The organism is Isoptericola sp. b515, from assembly GCF_030588125.1.
GTDB lineage: Bacteria > Actinomycetota > Actinomycetes > Actinomycetales > Cellulomonadaceae > Isoptericola > Isoptericola sediminis.
The window spans coordinates 524,187-546,315 of record NZ_JAUQYR010000001.1 but is presented as its reverse complement, the minus strand read 5'-3'; the positions used below and the strand labels follow the sequence as shown (position 1 = coordinate 546,315).

The 22,129-nt window shown below is 72.9% G+C and carries 19 protein-coding genes; 12 read left to right on the top strand and 7 right to left on the bottom strand.

Annotation, left to right across the window (positions count from 1 at the left end):
* Positions 1-73 precede the first annotated feature (73 nt).
* Both Q6350_RS02560 and Q6350_RS02555 read left to right on the top strand, forming a co-directional pair.
* A complete protein-coding gene (locus Q6350_RS02560) occupies positions 74-781 on the top strand; it encodes a TetR/AcrR family transcriptional regulator (RefSeq protein ID WP_171246881.1) in 708 nt (235 codons plus the stop codon).
* Positions 781-2,877 (top strand): acyl-CoA dehydrogenase, encoded by a 2,097-nt coding sequence (locus tag Q6350_RS02555; RefSeq protein ID WP_305064999.1) that lies wholly within the window; start codon positions 781-783, stop codon positions 2,875-2,877. The genes Q6350_RS02560 and Q6350_RS02555 overlap by 1 nt, the downstream gene beginning before the upstream one ends.
* A 60-nt stretch (positions 2,878-2,937) precedes the next feature.
* Here the strand turns inward: Q6350_RS02555 and Q6350_RS02550 are convergent, their stop codons facing one another.
* From Q6350_RS02550 to Q6350_RS02535, 4 genes are all read right to left on the bottom strand, one after another.
* The gene (locus Q6350_RS02550; protein ID WP_304602714.1) at positions 2,938-3,243 is read right to left on the bottom strand and encodes a hypothetical protein; all 306 of its coding nucleotides are present in this window, start codon (positions 3,241-3,243) and stop codon (positions 2,938-2,940) included.
* Between the two features lie 140 nt (positions 3,244-3,383).
* The gene (locus Q6350_RS02545) at positions 3,384-3,893 is read right to left on the bottom strand and encodes a hypothetical protein (RefSeq protein ID WP_305064997.1); all 510 of its coding nucleotides are present in this window, start codon (positions 3,891-3,893) and stop codon (positions 3,384-3,386) included.
* Positions 3,894-4,013: 120 nt separating this feature from the next.
* Complete coding sequence (gene crtI / locus Q6350_RS02540; protein WP_305064995.1) at positions 4,014-5,627, bottom strand: phytoene desaturase family protein; 1,614 nt, start codon at positions 5,625-5,627, stop codon at positions 4,014-4,016.
* Positions 5,624-6,523 carry a squalene/phytoene synthase family protein gene (locus Q6350_RS02535; RefSeq protein WP_171246876.1) on the bottom strand — a complete coding sequence of 300 codons (900 nt, stop codon included), beginning with the start codon at positions 6,521-6,523 and terminating at the stop codon, positions 5,624-5,626. The genes crtI and Q6350_RS02535 overlap by 4 nt, the downstream gene beginning before the upstream one ends.
* 51 nt (positions 6,524-6,574) lie before the next feature.
* Here Q6350_RS02535 and Q6350_RS02530 point away from each other — a divergent pair, with 51 nt between their 5' ends.
* Complete coding sequence (locus Q6350_RS02530; RefSeq protein WP_304602711.1) at positions 6,575-7,135, top strand: MarR family winged helix-turn-helix transcriptional regulator; 561 nt, start codon at positions 6,575-6,577, stop codon at positions 7,133-7,135.
* Positions 7,136-7,183: 48 nt separating this feature from the next.
* The gene (purL, locus tag Q6350_RS02525; RefSeq protein WP_304602710.1) at positions 7,184-9,517 is read left to right on the top strand and encodes a phosphoribosylformylglycinamidine synthase subunit PurL; all 2,334 of its coding nucleotides are present in this window, start codon (positions 7,184-7,186) and stop codon (positions 9,515-9,517) included.
* 103 nt (positions 9,518-9,620) lie between these two features.
* Here purL and Q6350_RS02520 read toward each other — a convergent pair whose 3' ends face one another.
* Positions 9,621-10,106 (bottom strand): Dps family protein, encoded by a 486-nt coding sequence (locus tag Q6350_RS02520; RefSeq protein WP_369810796.1) that lies wholly within the window; start codon positions 10,104-10,106, stop codon positions 9,621-9,623.
* 295 nt (positions 10,107-10,401) lie between these two features.
* Here Q6350_RS02520 and Q6350_RS02515 point away from each other — a divergent pair, with 295 nt between their 5' ends.
* Positions 10,402-10,794, top strand: coding sequence for a hypothetical protein (locus tag Q6350_RS02515; protein ID WP_304602709.1), 393 nt, complete (start codon positions 10,402-10,404; stop codon positions 10,792-10,794).
* Between the two features lie 97 nt (positions 10,795-10,891).
* On the opposite strand, the gene Q6350_RS02510 is transcribed toward Q6350_RS02515, so the two are convergent.
* On the bottom strand, positions 10,892-13,123 hold the full coding sequence (locus Q6350_RS02510; protein WP_304602708.1) for an NADP-dependent isocitrate dehydrogenase: 2,232 nt from the start codon (positions 13,121-13,123) through the stop codon (positions 10,892-10,894).
* A gap of 179 nt (positions 13,124-13,302) precedes the next feature.
* Here Q6350_RS02510 and Q6350_RS02505 point away from each other — a divergent pair, with 179 nt between their 5' ends.
* From Q6350_RS02505 to purM, 6 genes are all read left to right on the top strand, one after another.
* On the top strand, positions 13,303-14,778 hold the full coding sequence (locus tag Q6350_RS02505) for an RNB domain-containing ribonuclease (protein ID WP_304602707.1): 1,476 nt from the start codon (positions 13,303-13,305) through the stop codon (positions 14,776-14,778).
* A gap of 22 nt (positions 14,779-14,800) precedes the next feature.
* A complete protein-coding gene (locus tag Q6350_RS02500) occupies positions 14,801-15,172 on the top strand; it encodes a sterol carrier family protein (protein WP_171246548.1) in 372 nt (123 codons plus the stop codon).
* 157 nt (positions 15,173-15,329) lie between these two features.
* Positions 15,330-17,900 (top strand): ExeM/NucH family extracellular endonuclease, encoded by a 2,571-nt coding sequence (locus Q6350_RS02495; protein ID WP_305064989.1) that lies wholly within the window; start codon positions 15,330-15,332, stop codon positions 17,898-17,900.
* A gap of 111 nt (positions 17,901-18,011) precedes the next feature.
* Complete coding sequence (locus tag Q6350_RS02490) at positions 18,012-18,383, top strand: hypothetical protein (RefSeq protein WP_171246546.1); 372 nt, start codon at positions 18,012-18,014, stop codon at positions 18,381-18,383.
* 73 nt (positions 18,384-18,456) lie between these two features.
* The gene (purF, locus tag Q6350_RS02485; RefSeq protein WP_171246545.1) at positions 18,457-20,004 is read left to right on the top strand and encodes an amidophosphoribosyltransferase; all 1,548 of its coding nucleotides are present in this window, start codon (positions 18,457-18,459) and stop codon (positions 20,002-20,004) included.
* Between the two features lie 43 nt (positions 20,005-20,047).
* Positions 20,048-21,151, top strand: a complete 1,104-nt coding sequence (gene purM, locus Q6350_RS02480) for a phosphoribosylformylglycinamidine cyclo-ligase (protein WP_305064986.1) — start codon at positions 20,048-20,050, stop codon at positions 21,149-21,151.
* A gap of 99 nt (positions 21,152-21,250) precedes the next feature.
* Here the strand turns inward: purM and Q6350_RS02475 are convergent, their stop codons facing one another.
* On the bottom strand, positions 21,251-21,451 hold the full coding sequence (locus Q6350_RS02475) for a DUF3073 domain-containing protein (protein ID WP_304602704.1): 201 nt from the start codon (positions 21,449-21,451) through the stop codon (positions 21,251-21,253).
* A 373-nt stretch (positions 21,452-21,824) separates the two neighbouring features.
* On the opposite strand from Q6350_RS02475, the gene Q6350_RS02470 reads away from it, so the two are divergent.
* Positions 21,825-22,079 (top strand): BldC family transcriptional regulator, encoded by a 255-nt coding sequence (locus tag Q6350_RS02470; protein WP_171246542.1) that lies wholly within the window; start codon positions 21,825-21,827, stop codon positions 22,077-22,079.
* Positions 22,080-22,129 lie beyond the last annotated feature (50 nt).

The following is a 22,129-nucleotide window of genomic DNA, read 5'->3' as shown; positions in this document are numbered from 1 at the left end:
CTCGACGGTTTCAAGTAGTACTCACAGTACCTGATACTCTCAGTCCCGTGAGACGAGTCACAGGGGGTGACCGATGACGGTCGCGACGAACGGACGTGCCACCCGGCCGGACGGACGGTCCACCCGATGGGACGATCATCGTGCCCAGCGGCGGACCTCGCTCGTGCGTGAGGCCCGCCGGGCGATCCACGAGATCGGCCCCGGCGCGTCGATGGACGAGATCGCCGCGATGGCCGGCACGTCGAAGTCGATCTACTACCGCTACTTCGACGACAAGGCCGGCCTGCGCCTCGCCGTGGCCGAGTCCGTGGTCAAGGGGATGCACCGCCTGCTCGCGGAGGCCGCCGCGGAGGCGCCGACGCCGCACGCCGCCCTGCGTGCCATGGTGCGCACCTACCTGCAGACCATCGAGAGCTCGCCCCAGGTCTACTGGTTCGTCACCCGGACCGCGCTCGGGGGCAACGAGCCCGACGACGGCACCGCCCGCCCCGAGGCGCTGGGTGCCTACCTCGACTCGGTCATCACCCTGGTCGCCGAGCCCTTCGCCCGGGCCGTCCACGTCCCCCCGACCACGGCGGCCGCCTGGGCCGCCGGTGCCGTCGGCTTCGTCCGCGGTGCGGGGGAGTGGTGGCTCGGACACACCCGCGCCGACGGTCAGACCCGCGACGACCTGACCGACCAGGTCACCACCTGGCTCTGGAACGGGCCCGTCGGCGTGCTCCACCACGACGCCACCGGCGGCGCCGAGCCGTCCCGCCACCTCGAGAAGCAGGAGTCCTGATGACGACGACGTCCGACCAGTCCCCGGCCATCCTCCCCGACCGCGACCGCACCTCCGCGCCTCGTGACGAGGACGTGCGCCTCGACGTCGAGGCGGTCTCCGAGCTGCTGCTGGGCCGGTGGCCCGAGTGGCGGCGGCAGGCGCGCGAGCGCGCCGGCGACCCCCAGTTCCACAAGGACGAGTCCCTGACCCCGGCCGAGCACCGCGAGCGCGTGCTCGCGCAGATGCGCGTCATGGTCGAGGGCGGCAGCAAGCTGTCGTGGCTCGCCTTCCCGGAGCGGATGGGTGGCCTGGACCAGCCCGGCGCCAACCTCGCCTGCTTCTCCGAGCTGGTCGCGGCCGACCCGTCGCTGCAGATCAAGTCCGGTGTCCAGTGGGGTCTGTTCTCCGCGGCGATCCTGCACCTGGGCACCCCGGAGCAGCAGGACCGGCTGCTGCCGGACGCCATGGACCTCACGGTGCCCGGGGCCTTCGCGATGACCGAGACCGGTCACGGCTCCGACGTGGCGGCGATCGGCACGACGGCCACCTACGACCCGGAGACCCAGGAGTTCGTCATCGACACCCCGTTCCGCGGGGCGTGGAAGGACTACCTCGGCAACGCGGCCCTGCACGCCACGGCCGCGACGGTGTTCGCCCAGCTGATCACGAACGGTGTGAACCACGGCGTGCACTGCTTCTACGTGCCGATCCGTGACCCGAAGACCCAGGAGTTCCTGCCCGGGGTCGGCGGGGAGGACGACGGCCTCAAGGGCGGTCTGCGCGGTATCGACAACGGCCGGCTGCACTTCTCGGGCGTGCGCGTGCCGCGCGAGGACCTGCTCGCCCGCTACGGCTCGGTGGCGCCCGACGGCACCTACAGCTCGCCGATCGAGAGCCCGGGCCGCCGCTTCTTCACGATGCTCGGGTCCCTCGTCCAGGGCCGTGTCTCGCTGGACGGCTCCGCGGTCAACGCGGCCAAGATCGGTCTCGCCATCGCGGTGAAGTACGCGGCCGAGCGGCGTCAGTTCGCGGGTGCCGGCGCCGAGGAGACCGTGCTGCTCGACTACGCCACGCACCGTCGCCGGCTGTTCCCCGCCATCGCGGAGGCGTACGCGGGCCACTTCGCCAACGAGCGGCTGCTCGACCTGTTCGACGACGTCTTCTCGGGCGAGCACGACACCCCCGAGCGGCGCGAGGACCTCGAGACGACGGCGGCCGCCCTGAAGTCGACCTCTACCCGGTTCGCGCTCGACACCCTGCAGGAGTGCCGCGAGGCCTGCGGCGGCGCCGGGTTCCTCACGGAGAACCGGATCACCTCCCTGCACGCCGACCTCGACGTGTACGCGACGTTCGAGGGGGACAACACCGTCCTGCAGCAGCTCGTGGCCCGTCGACTCGTCGCCGACTACGGCCGCGAGGTCAAGGGCGCCACCAAGACGCCGGCCGGCATGGCACGGTTCGTGGTGGAGCGGGCCACCGGCGCGGCGCTGGACCGGACGGGGCTGCGCCGCGTCTCCCAGGCGATCGCCGACGTGGGCGACCCCCGCCGGGCCGCCGGTCACCTGCGGGACCCGGAGACCCAGCGCGAGCTGCTCGCCGACCGCGTGGCCACCATGGTCGAGGACGTCGCGATGGCGCTGCGGCCCGCCCAGAAGGCGGAGCCGGCCAAGGCGGCGCGCATCGTCGACGAGAACCAGGTGGCGCTGGTCGAGGCGGCCAAGGCGCACGCCGACCTGCTGCGCTGGGAGGCCTTCACCACGGCCCTGACGGAGATCAAGGACCCGGGCACCCGCCGGATCATGACCTGGGTGCGCGACGTCTTCGGCCTGACGGTCATCGAGCGGAACATGGCGTGGTACCTGCTCAACGGACGTCTGTCGGACCAGCGCGCCCGCACCGTCACCGCCTACGTCGACCGGCTGCTGCGTCGGCTGCGCCCGCACGCGGTCGACCTGGTGGACGGTTTCGGCTACGGCCAGGAGCACCTGCGGGCGAAGATCTCGTCCGGCGCCGAGGCCGAGCGGCAGTCCGAGGCCCGCGCGTACTACGCCGCGCAGCGGGCGAGCGGTGCCGCCCCGGTCAGCGAGAAGGCGCTGCGCAAGTCCTCGCGCTGAGCCGACCCGACGACGCGACGCCCCCGGTCACCAGGTGACCGGGGGCGTCGTCCGCTGGGGTCAGGCGGCGACCGCTGCGGGTTCCGCGACCTGCGGCTCGGGCACGATGCCCGTCGTCGCCACGGCGTCGGCCTCGTCGGCGCTCTCCGTGGCGACCGGGTCGCGCAACGGGAGGCCCAGGGTGACGGTCGACGGACGGACCGGCGCCCGTGGCGCCGGTGTCGCCGCCGCGACCAGGGTGGCACCGGCGATGCCGGCCCCCACCAGGAGGATCGCGACCACGGTCCAGCCGAGCGCGATCGTCGTACCGAGCAGGACACCGTCGCCCAGTGCGACGGCTCCGCCCGCGAGGAGCACCTTCTTCATCAGTTTCCGACCCTTCTCCGCGGTCCGCCTCAACCGCGTCTCCACCAGCACACGTCATCCACGGCGAGGACGCATCCGCTGGAGGGGCCGATCGGGTCACAAGTCGATACCGACTGCGTGACGCCGACCGGGACAAGGGGTCAGAGCCGGGGCAGGGCGTCCCCGAGGCCGGACCGGGCGGAGACCGAGAGGCTGTGACCGAGCAGCAGCGGTGAGGGTTCCGGCGCCGCGGCGCGCCGTGCCTGCTGGTGGACCTCGCCGCACATCCGCAGCGCCAGCTCGAGGCGGACCGGCACGGCACGGTCGCCGCGGAGCCGCCCGCCGAGCGCAGGGTGCGGCATGAAGGTCAGCACCTCGTCCGCAGCGGGCACGACACCGTGCTCGGCGGCCTCCAGCACGAGGTCCTCGAGCAGGAGCTCCTGACGTCCCTCGGGGGAGTCCAGCTCGGCGGAGAGCTCGACGGCCGTGTGCCACCGCAGCTCGAGGGTCCCTTCGACGGTGTCGAGGAACCACCAGCCCTCCAACGACTCCAGCAGGACGTCGCCGAAGACGGTGGCGAAGCGTGGGTTCTTGCCCCGGAGGCCGAGCCACGACCACGCCGCCAGCCCGTACTCGAAGGCTTCGGGGGCAAAGGGTCGAAGGTGTTCCACGCGCGCATCAAAACACGGTCTCCACTCCGGAGAAAGCGTGTCAACGAGTGAACAAGATGTGACCCGGTTCACGCCGGTACGTCACTCGTGCCATGAGTTGTTCATGGCCCGGCAGATGGGTCAGGGAAGCGATCGTGCGACGTCCCCCGGGGAGGGGTCCAGCGGGCGCGCCGACGTGTCCCCCCGGAGCCGCTTGACCACGAGCTCGGCGCTGATCAGGCACATCGGCAGCCCGATGCCGGGGATCGTCGTGCCGCCGGCGTGCAGCAGCCCGGTCACGTGCCGCGACTGGTTCCCGGGCCGCAGCATCGCGCTCTGCGACAGCGTGTGGGCCGGGCCGAGCATCCCGCCCGACCAGGAGGCGAGGTCCGCCGCGAAGTCCCCGGGGCCGACGGTGCGGCGCACGGCGATCCGGTCCCGCAGGTCCGGGACGCCCGCCCAGGCGGCCACGCGGTCGATCGCGTCGTCGGCGATCGCCTCCACCCGCGGGTCCCCGGTGCCGTCCTCGCCGCCGCGCCCCAGCCCTGGGTCGGCCGGCACGGGCACGAGGAGGAACAGGTTCTCGTCGCCGGCGGGGGCGACCGTGTCGTCCGTGCGTGAGGGGGCGCACACGTACAGCGACGCCGGGTCCGGGACCCGGCCGTCCGCGATGGCCCCGAAGTTCTCGTGCCAGTCGGCGGTGAAGAACAGGGAGTGGTGCGCGAGCTCGGGGATCCGGCCACGGACACCGAGCATGACCAGCACGCCGCCGGGCCCGGGGTCACCGCGCCGCCACCGGCGCTCGGGCTGGCTGCGCAGGCGTGCGGGCAGCAGGTCCTGCTCGACGTGGTGCAGGTCCGCGGCGGTGACCACGACGTCCGCGGCGGAGTGGTGCTCCAGGCCGGAGGCGTCGCGCCAGCGCACGCCCGTCGTGTGCGCGCGGGGTCGGCGGGGACCGGGGACGCCGCCGCGCCCGCCGGGCCGTTCGCCGGCGGCCGTGGTGACCGCCGTCACGTGCGCACCGGTCCGGATTCGTGCGCCGGCGCGCTCGGACAGCCCGGCGACCGCGTCGATCAGGCGGGCGAACCCGCCGGCCGGGTAGCGGACGCCGCCGTCCAGGTCCAGGGCGCTCATCAGGTGGTACAGCGCGGGGGTGCGGTCCGGGGAGGATCCGAGGAACACCGCCGGGTAGCCGAGGACCTGCTGCAGGCGGACGTCCTCGAACCGCCGGCCCACGTGCGACTCGAGCGAGCGGGTCAGCAGGGGCAGGAGGCGGTGGGCGCGGGTGATGACCCGACGGTCGGCCAGGGGCAGCCAGGAGGCGAAGGTCGTGTACAGGAAGTGGTCCAGCGCCATGTCGTAGGCCTCGTGGGCCTCGTCCAGGTACCGATCCAGGCGCGCCCCGGCGCCGGGTTCGACGGTCTCGAAGGCAGCCAGGTTGGCGGCGCGGTCACGCCGCACGTCGAGCGGGTCCCGGTGCCCCTCGTGGAAGACCCGGTACGCCGGGTCCAGGGCGCGCAGGTCCAGCTCGGCCTCCGTCGAGCTGCCCATGAGGTCGAACCAGTGGTCGAAGACCTCGGGCATGAGGTACCACGAGGGACCCGTGTCGAACCGGAAGCCGTCGCGCTCCCACGACCCGGCGCGGCCGCCGAGCGTCTCGTGCCGCTCGAGCAGCTCGACCTCGTGCCCGTCCCGGGCGAGGAGCCCGGCGGTGGCGAGCCCGGCGATGCCGCCCCCGACGACGACGACCTTCACGCGACAGCCACCTTCCGGCGTTCACGGACCATGGCGGAGAGCACGAGCCGGCCCTTGACGGCGTCGGGCACCCGGACCCGGCGCGTGCGCAGCTCGTCCGCGGACGTGGCGCGCAGCCGGCGGGAGAGCTCGGCGAACAGGTCGTGGGCGGCGCGCACGGCGACGCGGCTCGACCGGGGCAGCTCGACGATCGTCGCCGAGGCCGTGGCGAGGTCGGCGTCGATGTCGTCGAGAAGGCGGTCGCGGACCGAGTCGTCGAAGTCGACGTCGTAGTCGGGGAAGTACGCGCGGCCCCGGTCGTCGAGGTCGTCGGCGAGGTCGCGCAGGAAGTTGACCTTCTGGAACGCCGCCCCGAGGCGGGCGGCACCGGGTGCGAGCCGACCGTACGCGGCCTCGTCGCCGCCGGTGAAGACGCGCAGGCACATCAGCCCGACCACCTCGGCCGACCCGTAGACGTAGCGCGCGAAGCTGTCGGCGTCGTGCTCCCTCACCGTCAGGTCCGTGCGCATCGAGGCGAAGAACGGCGCCGTGAGGTCGGCGCCGATGCCGAACCTCCGTGCCGTGACGGCGAAGGCGTGCACCACCAGGTTGGTGCTGCGGCCGCGGCGCACGGCGGCGTCGACCTCGCGCTCGAGCTCGTCGAGCAGCGCCGCGCGCTCGTCCAGGCTCAGGGGTGCTGCCATGTCGTCGACGATCTCGTCGGCGACCCGGACCAGGGCGTAGACGGCACGCACGTGGTCGCGCACCTCGGGGCCCAGCAGCCGGCACGCCCACCCGAAGGACGTGGAGTACCGATCGATCACCACCGCGGCGCTGCGGTACGCGACGTCGTCGTAGGCGGAGTCGGCATCCTCGGCGGCGTCCGACGTGGGTTCGGTCAGTCCGTGGCCTGGCATGTGGCTAGCCTAGCAAGATTCTTGCTAGCCGAACTAGGTACAGTGGGTGTCGTGAGCACCTCCTCCCTCTCCACCTCGTCGCCGTACTGGTACGGCGACGAGGACGCGGCGGCCCGCGAGCTGCTCGAGGCCGTCCGGGTCTTCCGCCGCTCCGACGAGGTGATGCGGCAGCGGGCGAGCCGCGAGATGGACATGAACGTCACCGACCTGCGGGCGCTGCGGTTCGTCATCGCCGCCCAGCGGCGGGGCGAACCCGTGACCCCGCGCGGCCTGGCCGAGTACCTCGAGATCTCCACCGCCTCGACCACCAAGCTGCTCGACCGGCTCAGCCGGACGGGGCGCCTGCAGCGGCAGCCGCACCCGCACGACCGCCGCTCGTTCGTCGTCCTGGCCACGGAGGGTGCGCAGGAGGAGGTCCGCGAGCGGCTGACCCGGGTGCACCGCGAGATGTTCGAGGTCGCCCGGCAGGTGCCGGAGCACTGCCGCGGGGCCGTGCGCGACTTCCTGCTGGGGCTGGCCGCCCAGGTGGACGAGCCGGAGGACGCGGCGGCCGCCGCAGCGGCCGGGGGCGACGAGGGGGCGACCCCGGGAGGCCTCGCGGCGCGCCGGTAGACTGGCGGACGCTCGGCCCGAGCATCCCGTGCGACCCGAGGGAAGTTGATGACCGCCGCTGCCCAGGCTGCCACCCCCCGTCCGACGCTCGACACCGTCGACAACGCCGCCGCCACCCCTGACGAGGCCCTGCCGTTCGGCGAGCTCGGCCTGAAGCCCGACGAGTACCAACGCATCCGCGACATCCTCGGGCGTCGCCCGACGGCGGCGGAGCTGGCGATGTACTCGGTGATGTGGTCCGAGCACTGCTCGTACAAGTCCTCCAAGGTCCACCTGCGCAAGTTCGGCGACCGTGTCACCGAGGAGATGAAGCGCCATCTGCTCGTCGGCATCGGGGAGAACGCCGGCGTCGTCGACATCGGCGACGGCTGGGCCGTGACCTTCAAGGTCGAGTCGCACAACCACCCCTCCTTCGTCGAGCCCTACCAGGGCGCGGCCACGGGTGTCGGCGGCATCGTGCGCGACATCATCTCCATGGGCGCACGCCCGGTCGCCGTGATGGACCAGCTCCGCTTCGGCGCGGTCGACCACCCCGACACCGCACGCGTCGTGCACGGCGTGGTCTCCGGCGTCGGCGGGTACGGCAACTCCCTCGGGCTGCCGAACATCGGCGGTGAGCTGGTCTTCGACCCCTCCTACCAGGGCAACCCGCTGGTCAACGCCCTGTGCCTGGGCGTGCTGCGCCACGAGGACATCCACCTGGCCAACGCCTCGGGTGCCGGGAACAAGGTGATCCTCTTCGGCGCGCGCACGGGCGGCGACGGCATCGGCGGCGCGTCCATCCTCGCCTCGGAGACCTTCGAGGACGGGGTGCCGGCCAAGCGGCCCAGCGTCCAGGTCGGCGACCCGTTCATGGAGAAGGTGCTCATCGAGTGCTGCCTGGACCTGTACGCCGCGCACGTCGTCGAGGGCATCCAGGACCTCGGCGCGGCCGGCATCTCCTGCGCGACCTCCGAGCTCGCGTCCAACGGTGACGGCGGCATGCACGTCGACCTCGACGACGTCCTGCTGCGCGACCCCACCCTCAACGCCGGCGAGATCCTCATGTCGGAGTCGCAGGAGCGGATGATGGCCGTCGTGCGGCCGGACAAGCTCGAGGAGTTCCTCGCGATCACGGGCCGCTGGGACGTCGAGACCTCCGTCATCGGCGAGGTCAACGGCTCCGGCCGCCTGACCATCGACCACCACGGGCAGCGGATCGTCGACGTCGACCCGAAGACCGTGGCCCACGAGGGTCCGGTCTACGAGCGTCCCTACGCGCGGCCGGCCTGGCAGGACGAGCTGCAGGCGGCCTCCGTCGTCGGGCTGGGCCTCGAGCGACCGGTCACGGGTGCCGAGCTGCGCGCGACCGCGCTGCGGCTGCTGGCTTCCCCGAACCTGGCCTCCCCGGCCTGGGTCACCGACCAGTACGACCGTTTCGTGCAGGGCAACACCGCGCTCGCCCAGCCCGACGACGGCGGTGTCGTGCGTGTCGACGAGAGCACCGGTCTGGGCGTCGCCCTGGCCACCGACGCCAACGGGCGGTACGGCAAGCTCGACCCGCGGGCGGGTGCGCAGCTCGCCCTGGCCGAGGCGTACCGCAACGTCGCCACGACCGGGGCGACCCCGCTGGCGGTGACCGACTGCCTCAACTTCGGGTCCCCGGAGCACCCGGACTCGATGTGGCAGCTCGTCGAGGCCATCGAGGGGCTGGCCGACGCCTGCCAGGAGCTCGCCGTGCCCGTCACCGGCGGCAACGTGTCCCTGTACAACGGCACCGGGGAGGCCGGGCAGATCGACTCGGCCATCCACCCCACGCCCGTCGTCGGCGTGCTCGGCGTGCTGGAGGACGTCCGCACGGCGCTGCCGTCCGGGTGGCGTGCCGCGGACCAGTCCGTGCTGCTGCTCGGCACGACCGCCGACGAGCTGGACGGCTCCGCCTGGGCCGACGTCGAGCACCAGCACCTCGGAGGGTTGCCGCCGCGGGTCGACCTGGCGGCCGAGCGTTCGCTCGCCGAGGTCCTGGTGGCCGCGCGCCGCGCCGGTGCCGCGACGGCGGCGCACGACCTGTCCGAGGGCGGTCTCGCGCAGTCCCTGCTCGAGGCGTCCCTGCGTTACGGCGTGGGCGTCGCGGTCTCCCTCGACGAGGTCGCTGCGCGGGACGCGGTGACGCCGTTCGCGACGCTGTTCAGCGAGTCGACCGCCCGGGCGCTCGTGGCCGTGACGCCGGAGCGCGAGGCCGAGGTCGTGGCGCTCGCCGAGGGTGCCGGGGTGCCGGTCGTGCGTCTGGGCCGGACCGGTGGCGACACCGTGTCCGTGACCTTCGGCGAGGACTCCTTCGAGATCGCGCTCGACGAGGCCCGCGAGGCCCACGAGGGCACGCTGCCGCGGCTCTTCGGCTGACCCCTCCCGTCGCCCCTTGGTTGTGGGCATGAAAAATGCAGGTCCCCGAGACGGGGACCTGCATTTTTCATCCCCACAACGGGGACGCGACCTGGACGGGGAGTCAGACCTCGTGGTTCTCGGAGGACATCATCCAGGCCTGCTTCTCCAGGTCGTGGATGATCTCGTGCAGCAGGTCGGCCGACGTCGGGTCGGCCGCGTCGACGTCGTCGTGCACCTCGCGCACGACCTCCGCGACCTGGGCGACGCGCTCGACGACGGCGTCCACGGTGTCGGTCACGGACACGAGGCCGGCGGGATAGGGCGAGAGGTCGGTCGACGTGGCCACCGTCTCGGAGCGTCCGTCGGGCACGGCCTGCAGGGCACGGAGCCGCTCGGCGACCGTGTCGCTGTGCTGCCGGGCGACGTCGACGAGCTCGTCGAGCTGCAGGTGCAGGTCGCGGAACCCGCGGCCGGTGACGTTCCAGTGCGCCTGCTTGCCCTGGACGTGCAGGTCGACGAGCGCCACGAGGACACGCTGCAGGTGCCGCGTGAGGGTCTCGGAGGCCTCGGCACGGTCCGTCGTGCGATGGATGGCGGGCGTGGTCATCGTGCTCCTCGCTCTCTCGGGGGTCACCCGGTCGCTTTTCTGGAACGATTCCAGAATAGGGCGCGTCGTGGGATCGCGCCAGCGGGCCGAGCCGAACCCTCGCCGTGCGTCAGGCCGTGGGCCCGCGAGTCAGGACTCCCTCGCGCGAATCAGTCCTGACTCGCGGACGGGGGGCCGGGGTGCCGGGGCCGGGGGCCCGGAGCCCGGGGCCAGGGGCCGGGGGAGCAGGTCGGGACGCGGCGAGGTCGCCGCACGGTGAGACGGGTCACTAGAATGGGTGTCTCGGAGGCGCACGATGTCGTGGTTCGCAGTGTTCCTGCTGACGACCGGATCGGTGGTCATCGGTCTGGCCGTGCGATCCTGGCTGCGCTCGGACGCCCACCACGACGCGGTGGCCCGCCGTCGTCGCCGCCGGGCGGGTCCCGACCCCCTGGTCACCCTCGCCATCCAGATCCGGCTCGGCCAGCTCGCGGAGGAGCTCCGCACCGTCACCGAGGATCCCGGGCTGTACGCGCGTGCCCACCACTGGCGGGCCGTCCAGGACGCCTACGACGCCATGCTGCGGGACGCCTGCCGCGTCGCCGGTCTCGCCGTGGTGGACGAACCGCTGCGTCCCGACGAGCGCGTCTCGGAGGACGAGCGGCTGCGCGAGGAGCTGGAGCTCAGCGCCCGCGGCTGGTCCTGGTAGCGACGCACCTCCTCAGACGGGTCGGCGCCTGAGGGACCAGCTGGTCCGGGGCGCCGACCCGTCGGGTGCCGGCCCCTGAGGGACCAGCCGGGATGACTCAGAAGGAGTCGATCGCGCTGTTGAGCGTCTTGGAGGGGCGCATCACGGCCGCGGCCTTGTCACCGTCGGGCCGGTAGTAGCCGCCGACGTCGGCCGGGTTGCCCTGCGCCGCGACCATCTCGTCGACGATCGTGGCCTCCTGGGCCGCGAGCTGCTCGGCGAGCGGGCCGAAGACCTCCGCCAGCGCGGGGTCCTCGGTCTGCTTCGCCAGCTCCTGCGCCCAGTAGAGGGCGAGGTAGAAGTGCGAGCCGCGGTTGTCGATCCCGCCGATGCGGCGCGAGGGGCCCTTGTCCTCGTGGAGGAACGTCTCGGTCGCGCGGTCCAGGGTGTCCGCCAGGACCCGGGCGCGGGGGTTGTCCTCGGCCTTGGCCAGGTGCTCGAAGGAGGCGGCCAGGGCGAAGAACTCCCCGAGGGAGTCCCAGCGCAGGTAGTTCTCGGCGAGCAGCTGCTGGACGTGCTTCGGGGCGGAGCCGCCGGCACCCGTCTCGAACAGCCCGCCACCGTTCATCAGCGGCACGATCGAGAGCATCTTGGCCGACGTGCCGACCTCGAGGATCGGGAACAGGTCCGTGTTGTAGTCGCGCAGCACGTTGCCGGTCACCGAGATGGTGTCCAGGCCCTCGCGCATGCGGTCCAGCGAGTACCGCGTGGCCTCGGCCGGGTTCATGACCAGGATCTCCAGGCCGTCCGTGTCGTGCTCCGGCAGGTACTGCTCGAGCTTCGCGATGAGGTTGGCGTCGTGGGCACGCGTCTCGTCCAGCCAGAACACCGCCGGGGCGCCGGACTCGCGGGCGCGACGCACGGCCAGCGCGACCCAGTCGCGGATCGGGGCGTCCTTGGTCTGGCACGCGCGCCAGATGTCGCCGGCCTCGACGTCGTGGGAGGTGAGCACGTCGCCGGCGGAGTTCACGACCTCGACGGTGCCGTCGGCGGGGATCTCGAAGGTCTTGTCGTGCGAGCCGTACTCCTCGGCCTTCTTCGCCATGAGGCCGACGTTCGGGACGGAGCCCATCGTGGCCGGGTCGAGGGCGCCCTTGGCCTTGCAGTCGTCGATGACGGCCTGGTACACGCCGGCGTACGAGGAGTCGGGGATGACGGCGAGCGTGTCGTGCTCGGCGCCGTCGGGCCCCCACATGTGGCCGCCGATGCGGATCATGGCGGGCATGGACGCGTCGATGATGACGTCGGAGGGCACGTGCAGGTTGGTGATGCCGCGGTCGGAGTCGACCATCGCCAGGGCCGGGCCGTCGGCCAGCCCCTTCTCGATGGACGCCTTGACCTCGGTGCCGTGCTCGAGCGAGTCCAGGCCCTTGAGGATGCCGCCGAGGCCGTCGCGCGAGGACAGGCCCGCGGCCTTGAGCTCGGCGCCGTACTTCTCGAAGACCTCCGGCAGGAACGCCTCGACGATGTGGCCGAAGATGATCGGGTCCGAGACCTTCATCATGGTGGCCTTGAGGTGGGCGGAGAACAGCACGTCCTCCGCCTTGGCCCGCTCGATCTGCTCGGCGAGGAAGGCGTGCAGCGCCTTGACCGACAGGAAGGTCGAGTCGACGACCTCGCCGGCCTCGACCGCCAGCCCCTCCTTGAGGACCTGCGTGCCCTCGGCGGTGCGCAGGCGGATGGTCAGCGTGTCCGCCGACGGGATGACGACGGACTGCTCGTTGGAGCGGAAGTCGTGGGCGCCCATCGTGGCGACCTCGGTCTTGGAGTCCGCGGTCCACTCGCCCATGCGGTGCGGGTGCGCCTTGGCGTAGTTCTTGACCGCCGAGGGGGCGCGCCGGTCGGAGTTGCCCTCGCGCAGCACGGGGTTCACCGCGGAGCCCTTGACCTTGTCGTACGCGGCGCGGGCCTCGCGCTCGGCGTCCGTGGCCGGCTCCTCCGGGTAGTCGGGGATCGCGAAGCCGGCCTCCTGGAGCTCGGCGATGGCGGCCTTGAGCTGCGGCACGGAGGCCGAGATGTTCGGCAGCTTGATGATGTTCGCCTCGGGCGTGGTGGCCATCTGGCCGAGCTCGGCCAGGGCGTCCTCGACCCGCTGGTCCTCGCCGAGGGTCTCGGGGAACTGGGCGAGGATGCGCCCGGCCAGGGAGATGTCGCGGGTCTCGACGTCGATCCCGGCCTTCGCCGCGAACGCCTGGACGATCGGGAGGAACGAGTAGGTGGCGAGCAGGGGCGCCTCGTCGGTGTACGTGTAGATGATCTTGCCGGCCGCAGGCCGGGACTCGGTGTTCATGCGCAGGTGCTCCTGGGGACGACGAGATGGTTTGATATCAAGATACTTTGCCGCCCGCGGCCGTGTCGAAACCACGCGGCGAGCGCCCGGGCGGCGGTGCGCGTGCGTTCCCATCGTGTCCGACGGCGCGGCTCCTGTCTCCCCGCGCGATCAGGCGCGGGCCCCACTACCGTCGTGACGTGCCCATCCGCCAGCTCCGGATCGCGTCCGCCACCCCCGAGGACGTCGGGAGTGCGCTGGCGACGCTGCGTGCCGAGATCGGGCTCCCGGCGATGTACCCGGCCGAGGCGCGGGCGGAGGCCGAGGCCGCCGCGCGGGGCGACCTGAAGGACTTCCGCCAGGACCGCCGGGACATCGGCTTCGTGACGATCGACCCGGCCGGGTCGAAGGACCTGGACCAGGCCGTCCACGTGGCCAGCTCGGGTCACGGCTACATCGTGCGGTACGCCGTCGCGGACACCGCGGCCTTCGTCTCGCCCGGCGGGGCGCTCGACACCGAGGTGCACCGGCGCGGGGTGACCTACTACGGCCCCGACACCCGCTCCCTGCTCTACCCCGCCGTGCTGTCCGAGGGTGCCGCGAGCCTGCTGCCGGAGGAGGACCGGCCGGTGGTGCTGTGGACCGTCTCCCTCGACTCCTCCGGGGAGATCGGCAGCGTCGCGGTGACGCGCGCGGTCGTCCGTTCCCGCGCCCGGCTGACCTACGGCGAGGCGCAGACGGCGCTCGACTCCGGCACCGCGCCGGAGTCACTGGTGCACCTGGCCGACGTCGGGCGGCTGCGGCAGCAGCGTGAGCGGGACCGCGGCGGGGTCTCGCTGGACGTGCCCGAGCAGGAGGTCGTGCAGCGTGCGGACGGGTCCTTCGACCTGGAGCTGCGCCGGACGTTGCCCGTCGAGTCGTGGAACGCCCAGATCTCCCTGCTGACGGGCATCGCGGCGGCCCGGCTGATGCGCGAGGCCGGTGTGGGTCTGCTGCGCACGCTGCCGCCCGCCCAGGAGCGGGACGTCCGGCGGCTGCGTCGCACGGCGGCCGCGCTCGGGATCGACTGGCCCGACGACGTCCCGTACGGCGAGCTGCTGTCCACGGTCGAGTCCCGCCGCGCCGCGCACGCGGCCTTCCTCACCGAGGCGACCACCCTCTTCCGGGGGGCCGGCTACCTGGCCTTCGGGGTCCCGGGGCCCGGCGGCGGGGCGCGGGTCGGGCTGCCGGACGACGCCCGCCACGCCGCCGTCGGGGCCGAGTACGCCCACGTCACGGCACCGCTGCGCCGCCTCGCGGACCGGTACGCGACGGAGGTCTGCCTCGCCCAGTCGGCCGGCCGGGACGTCCCCGGGTGGGTGCTGGAGGCGTTGCCGCACCTGCCGGGCACGATGGGTGCGGCCACGGCGCGCGAGGCCGCGTTCGAGCGGTCGTGCATCGACATCGTCGAGGCGGCGCTGCTCGCCCCGCGGGTGGGGCGCCGCTTCGAGGCCGTGGTGGTCGACGACGGCGGGGAGCCCCGCCCGGACGGCCTGCGGCGGGGCGAGGTGATGCTGCGGGACCCGGCGGTGCGGGCCCGGGTCCAGGGCACCGAGCTCCCGCTGGGCGAGCGGATCAAGGTCACCCTCGCCGAGGCGTCGGTGGCCGACCGCCGGGTGCTGTTCACCGCGCCCTGACCGTTCGGCCTAGGGTGTCGCCATGCCTGCGCGACGACGGACCGATCCGGCGACCGGACGTGCCGCCGTCGCGTCCTGGCTCGCCGGGGACGCCGACCGGCGCACCACGACGACGGCGGTGCGGTTCACCCTCGAGGAGCTGGCCGCCGTCGCGCCCGGCAACGCCGTCGAGGTCCGCGTGCCCCCGGCCGGTGCCGTCCAGGCCGTCCCGGGTCCCCGGCACACCCGCGGGACGCCGCCCAACGTCGTCGAGACCGACGTCGACACCTGGCTCGGCCTCGCCACGGGACGGAGCCGCTGGGCTGACGCGGCGGCCGCGGGCAGGGTCCGCGCCTCGGGGGAACGCGCCGACCTCAGCGCGTGGCTGCCGTTGCAGGCGGCGCGCGAGCGCTGACCGACACGGCCTGTCGCCGTGCTTTCGTCGGTGCCGACCGCTACTGTCGCGGCCACCCGCCCCCTGTCGGCATCACGCTCGTGACCTGCGGTTCAACTGGGGTTCACAGGATGCTGCTTCGCTGGGCGTCCTGTCATCCCTGCCCTGGAGGATCAGCGTGACCCGCACCTCAACAGCCAGACCCTCGCGCCGTACCGGGTACGCCGCGGTGCTGGCGGCCACCCTCGCCGTCCCGTCCGTCGCCGCGCTCCCCGCGGCCGCTGTGCCGTCCGTGGACGCGCCCGTCCTCATCGACGAGGTCTACGGCGGCGGCGGCAACAACGGCGGCGCCTACGACCGCGACTTCGTCGAGCTGTACAACCCCGGTGACGAGCCCGTCTCCCTGGACGGCTGGTCCGTGCAGTACGGCTCCGCCGGCGGGACCACCTGGTCCTCCCAGACGGACCTCACCGGTGAGGTCCCGGCCGGAGGGTCCTTCCTCGTCGCCCAGGCGCCGGGCAACGACGACTCGCAGCCGGACCTGCCGACGCCGGACGTCGAGGGCGGCATCTTCATGTCCGGCTCCGGCGCCGAGGTGGCCCTGGTCCGCTCCACCGACCGTCTCGACTGCACCGGCAGCGCCTGTGCCGAGGTCACCGACCTCGTCGACCTGGTCGGCTGGGGCTCGGCGAACACGTTCCTCGGCTCGGGTCCCGCGCCCGGGACGTCCAACGCCGTGTCGGTCGCCCGCGTCGAGCACAAGAACACCGTGGACAACGCGGCGGACTTCGTGACCGGTGAGCCCACCCCGCAGAACAGCGGGACGACGCCGGGCACCGACCCGGAGCCCGAGCCCGAGCCGGAGCCCGAGCTCGTGCCGATCGCCGAGATCCAGGGCACGGGGGACTCGTCCCCGCTCGACGGCCAGGACGTGACCACGCGCGGCGTCGTCACGGCGGCCTACCCGACCGGCGGCTTCAACGGGTTCATGCTGCAGACCGCCGGCACGGGCGGCGACCCCGCCGACGACGCCACCCCCGGCGCCTCGGACGCGGTGTTCGTCTACACCCGTGAGGGTGCCCAGGAGGTCGCCGTGGGTGACCACGTCGAGGTGACCGGTGAGGCCACCGAGTACTACGGCCTGACCGAGGTCTCCGCCGAGTCCTGGACCGTGCTGGACGAGGCCGCCGCACCGGTCGAGCCGACGGTCACGGGGTGGCCCGCCACCGAGGAGGAGCGTGAGGCGCTGGAGAACATGCTCCTCGCGCCGTCCGGCGACTTCACGGTGACCGACACCTACCCGACCAACCGCTACGGCACGGTCGGCCTGGCCGCGGGCGACGGCCCGCTGGTGCAGCCCACCACCGCCGGCCGACCGGGGTCGGACGCGGCGGCCGAGCAGGCCGCCGACAACGCCGCCCGGGCCGTCCAGCTCGACGACGGTTCCTCGTGGGACTACAGCCGCGACTCGCGGACCGACGTCCCGCTGCCGTGGCTGAACGGCACCGACCCGGTGCGGGTGGGAGCGTCCGTGACGTTCACCGAGCCCGTCGTGCTCGACTACCGCTACAGCACCTGGTCCTTCCAGCCGCAGCAGCAGCTCACCGGTGACGACGCCGCGGGCGTCCAGCCGGCGACGTTCGAGAACACCCGCGAGTCCTCGCCGCAGGACGTGGGCGGTGACCTGCAGGTCGCGACGTTCAACGTGCTCAACTACTTCACGACCACCGGCGACCAGCTCGACGGCTGCTCCTTCTACACGGACCGTGAGGGCAACCCGATCACCGTGCGGTCCGGCTGCCTGGCCCGCGGGGCCGCCGACGCCGAGAACCTCGAGCGCCAGGAGACCAAGATCGTCGCGGCGATCAGCGGCCTCGGTGCCGACGTCGTGGCGCTCGAGGAGGTCGAGAACTCGGCCGCCTTCGGCAAGGACCGCGACCAGGCCCTGTCCGACCTGGTCGACGCGCTCAACGCGGCCGACGGCGCCGGCACCTGGGCGTTCGTCCCCTCGCCGGCCGAGCTGCCCGCGGACGAGGACGTCATCCGCAACGCGTTCATCTACCGCACGGCCGGTGCCGAGCCGGTGGGCGCGTCGCGGATCCTCACCGACGCCCCCGAGGCGTTCCAGAACGCCCGCGAGCCGCTGGCGCAGGTCTTCCAGCCCGCGGGCGGCAAGGACAAGGCCCCGGTGGACGACGTCGTGGTCATCACGAACCACTTCAAGTCCAAGGGGTCGCTCGGTCCGTGGCCGGGTGACGTCGACGCCGGCGACGGGCAGGGACGCAACAACGAGTCCCGCGTGCGGCAGGCGACGGCGTTGGTGGACTTCGCCGACGAGGTCGCGTCCGACGCCCGGACCGACCGCGTGCTGCTCGTGGGTGACTTCAACGCCTACGAGCAGGAGGACCCGATCATGGTCCTCGCCGACGCCGGCTACACGGACCTCGGGCCGACGACCGGCAAGTACACGTACAACTACGACGGTCAGGTCGGGTCGCTGGACCACGTGCTCGCCTCGGAGGGGGCCCTCGAGGACCTCGCCGGTGCGGACATCTGGAACATCAACGCGTACGAGCCGGTCGCGAACGAGTACAGCCGGTACAACAACAACGTGACCATCCTGTACGACGAGTCGCCGTTCCGGTCCTCCGACCACGACCCGCTGCTGGTGGGGCTGGACCTGGTGCCGGGTGCCCCGGCCTGGGCCGAGGACCGTGTCGCCGAGGCGCGCGGCACCCACGGCGGCTGACCTGCCGGTGAGCCGACCGGCGGCCCGGGCGGGCGCGTCCCTCACGACGCGCCCGCCCGGGCCGCCGGGTTCGCCACCGGGTGCTGTCGTCGGGGGCGATAGGCTCGTCGGGTGAGCAGCACCTCTCCCGAGCAGCCCGCCGACACCCCCGACGCCGTCGAGGAGACCCGGCCGGACCAGGGCGTGACGTCCGGCGGCGCCGTCGCCGACGACGACGCGGAGGACCACCTGCTCGTCGACCCCACCCGGGTCCGCCGGGCTCCGCGCTACCGCGCGTTCTTCACCGTCGGCGCGATCGTGGGCCTCGTGGTCGGCGTCGTCGCCGGCACCTGGCTCACGAGCGTCGCGGTCGACGAGGAGATCCTCCTGCTCAAGCCGGGCGTCTTCGTCTCCGTCTTCACGCTGGGCACGACGACCCTCTTCGTGCTCCTCGCGGGGGGTCTCGCGGTGCTCGCCGACCGGCGCAGCCTGCGACGTCGCTGACGGTCGGGCCGCGGCCGTCCCGGGGGACGACCGCGGCGGCGATCCCCGGACACGTGTGTGGGATACTCGACACATGCCCTTGCGCCCCGACGGCCGCCTGAACCACGACCTCTTGCCCGGCGAGAAGGGCCCGCAGGACGCCTGCGGGGTCTTCGGTGTCTGGGCCCCCGGTGAAGAGGTCGCGAAGCTCACCTACTTCGGCCTGTACGCCCTGCAGCACCGGGGGCAGGAGTCCGCCGGGATCGCCACCAGCAACGGTGAGCAGATCCTGGTCTACAAGGACATGGGCCTGGTCTCCCAGGTCTTCGACGAGACCGCGCTCAACGCGCTGGCCGGGCACATCGCCGTCGGCCACTGCCGGTACTCGACCACGGGCGGCGTCACCTGGGAGAACGCGCAGCCGACCCTCGGCGCGACCGCGGCCGGGACCGTCGCCCTCGGGCACAACGGCAACCTGACCAACACCGCCGAGCTGGTCGACCTCGTGGCCGAGCGGTACGGCGCCCAGCGCCGGGGCGAGCTGGCCCGCGGCAACACGACCGACACCGCGCTCATCACGGCGCTCCTGGCCGGCGACGAGGACCACACCCTGGAGCAGACGGCGCTCGAGGTGCTGCCGCGGCTGCGGGGCGCCTTCTCGCTGGTGTTCATGGACGAGCACGCCCTCTACGCGGCCCGCGACCCGCAGGGCGTCCGGCCGCTCGTGCTGGGCCGCACGCAGCGGGGCTGGGTGGTCGCCTCCGAGACCCCCGCCCTGGACATCGTGGGCGCCTCCTTCGTGCGGGAGGTCGAGCCCGGCGAGCTGATCTGCATCGACGACGACGGTCTGCGGTCCACCCGGTTCGCCCCGGTCGAGCGCGCCGGCTGCGTGTTCGAGTACGTGTACCTGGCCCGCCCGGACAACACCATCCAGGGCCGACCGGTGCACGCCGCCCGGGTCGAGATGGGACGCGTGCTCGCGCGCGAGCACCCCGTGGACGCCGACCTGGTCATGCCCGTGCCCGAGTCGGGCACGCCCGCCGCGACGGGGTACGCGGCCGAGTCCGGGATCCCGTTCGGTCAGGGGCTGACGAAGAACGCCTACGTCGGCCGGACCTTCATCCAGCCGTCGGACACCCTGCGCCAGCTCGGCATCCGCCTGAAGCTCAACCCGCTGCGGGAGGTCATCCGCGGCAAGCGCCTCGTCGTCGTCGACGACTCGATCGTGCGGGGGAACACCCAGCGCGCGCTGATCCGGATGCTCCGTGAGGCCGGCGCCGCCGAGGTGCACGTGCGGATCTCGTCCCCGCCGGTGAAGTGGCCGTGCTTCTACGGCATCGACTTCGCCTCCCGTGCCGAGCTCATCGCCAACGGCCTGACGCCGAGCGAGATCGGGCAGTCGCTCGGGGCGGACTCCCTGGGCTACATCTCGACCGAGGGCATGATCGCCGCGACGGAGCAGCCCGCCTCGCGGCTGTGCGCGGCGTGCTTCACCGGGGAGTACCCGATCGAGCTGCCCGAGGAGGACCGGCTCGGCAAGCACCTGCTCGAGCAGTCCGAGCTGCCGCTCGGCGCCCCGGAGGACGGGCTGTCCCAGCTCTCCGTCGGTGTGGGCGGCCAGTCGGCGCTCGAGCACCCGTGACCCGGCGACCCCGCCACCGTCCGACCAGGAGTCTGAAGAACACGTGACCGAACGCCTCACCTATGCCGCCGCCGGCGTCGACACCGAAGCCGGTGACCGGGCCGTCGAGCTGATGAAGGACGCCGTCCGCCGCACCCAGGGGCCCGAGGTGCTCGGTGGTGTCGGGGGGTTCGCGGGCCTGTACGACGCATCGGCGCTGACGCGCTACCGCAAGCCGTTGCTGGCGACCTCGACGGACGGCGTCGGCACGAAGGTCGCCATCGCCCAGGCCCTGGACGTCCACGACACGATCGGCTTCGACCTCGTGGGCATGGTCGTCGACGACATCGTCGTGGTGGGTGCCGAGCCGCTGTTCATGACCGACTACATCGCGACCGGCAAGGTCGTCCCCGACCGGGTGGCCGACATCGTCCGCGGGATCGCCCGCGCCTGCGAGGTCGCCGGGACCGCCCTGGTCGGCGGGGAGACCGCGGAGCACCCCGGGCTGCTCGCCGCCGACGAGTACGACGTGGCGGGCGCGGCCACCGGTGTGGTCGAGGCCGACGACGTGCTCGGACCGGACCGGGTGCGGGCCGGGGACGTGCTGATCGGCATGGCATCCAGCGGTGTCCACTCCAACGGCTACTCGCTGGTGCGTGCCGTGATCCGGCACGCCGGCTGGGAGCTGGACCGGCACGTCGAGGAGTTCGGCCGGACGCTGGGGGAGGAGCTGCTGGAGCCGACGCGCGTCTACGCCGCCGACTGCCTGGCGCTCGCCCGCGACGAGGCCGCGCAGGTGCACGCGTTCACGCACGTCACCGGCGGCGGACTGGCGGCGAACCTGGCACGGGTGCTACCGGTGGGCACGGTCGCCACGGTCGACCGGTCCAGCTGGGAGGTGCCCGCGGTCTTCCGCGCGGTGCGCGACCTGGGCGACGTGCCGCGGGGCGACCTGGAGAACACGCTCAACCTCGGTGTCGGCATGGTGGCGGTCGTCGCGGCGGACGGCGCCGACGCCGCCCTCAGGCTGCTGCAGGAGCGGGGGGTGCACGCCTGGACCCTGGGCACGGTCGCCGACCTCGACCCCGCGGACGCCGGCGACGACCTCGTCGCGGGAACGAAGGGAGTCCGGGCGGGCGCGGTGCGGCTCGTCGGCGACTACCGCTGAGCGGCGGCGCCGTCCGGCCCCAGGTGCACGAGAGGCCGGACGGTGCTCACCGTCCGGCCCTTCGGTCATCGTCCGAGACGCTCCGAGTGCCGTCGAGCGTCAGTATCGTCGGTCGTCGTCCCAGTCCGCGTCGTTGTCGTAGGCGGAGTCCGCGGCGCTTCCCCACCGGTCGTCGGTGACGACGTCGGTCTGGGAGGCCTTCAGCTCCTGCTCCAGCGCGTGGTAATTCGTCTCAGGGCTGTAGTACTTCAGCGCGCGAGCAACTTTGGTCTGCTTAGCCTTCTGACGGCCGCGGCCCATGGCTCCGACCCCCTCAACGTAGGAGCGGGGCGGCGACGTCCCAGACGCGCGGCCCCGAGAGAAGATTTCGTCTGTTCAGGTTCCAACGGTACATGGTGCTCAGGCATTCCCTCCACTCGATCCGCCATTCCGATGGTGTCGTGTCCTGGGTGGACGTCACGTCGGGGCCGCGTCGTGACGTATGTCACGTGGCGATCGGGGTGTGGCCAGGTGTCCGGCACGGGGGACGTCGCGGACAGCCCGGACCAGCGGTGCGAGGCGGGCTCGACGGTTCAAGTCGCCTCAATCCCACTTTCTGCCCACAATGGCAAGACACGGCCGTCGAGCTGTCCGGGCGCCGTCCGGACCGGTCGCATGCCAGGAGGTGCAGGGGATGTCGTTCCACGGTGACTCCGAGGTCCTGTTGACGCCCGCCGAGGTGGCCAGCCTGTTCCGTGTCGACCCGAAGACGGTCACGAGGTGGGCCAAGGCCGGCAAGCTCTCGTCGATCCGCACGCTGGGTGGCCATCGCCGCTACAAGGAGTCCGAGGTCCGGGCGCTGCTCGGTGCCGCGTCGGACGCCGCCGAGGCCGAGGCCGCGGCGAACGCGGGCGGCACGCCCGACAGCGCGGGCGACCAGAACAAGTAGGGCGCACCAGCCGCGCGGGCGCCCGACGAGGGAGCCCGGACGGCCGGCGC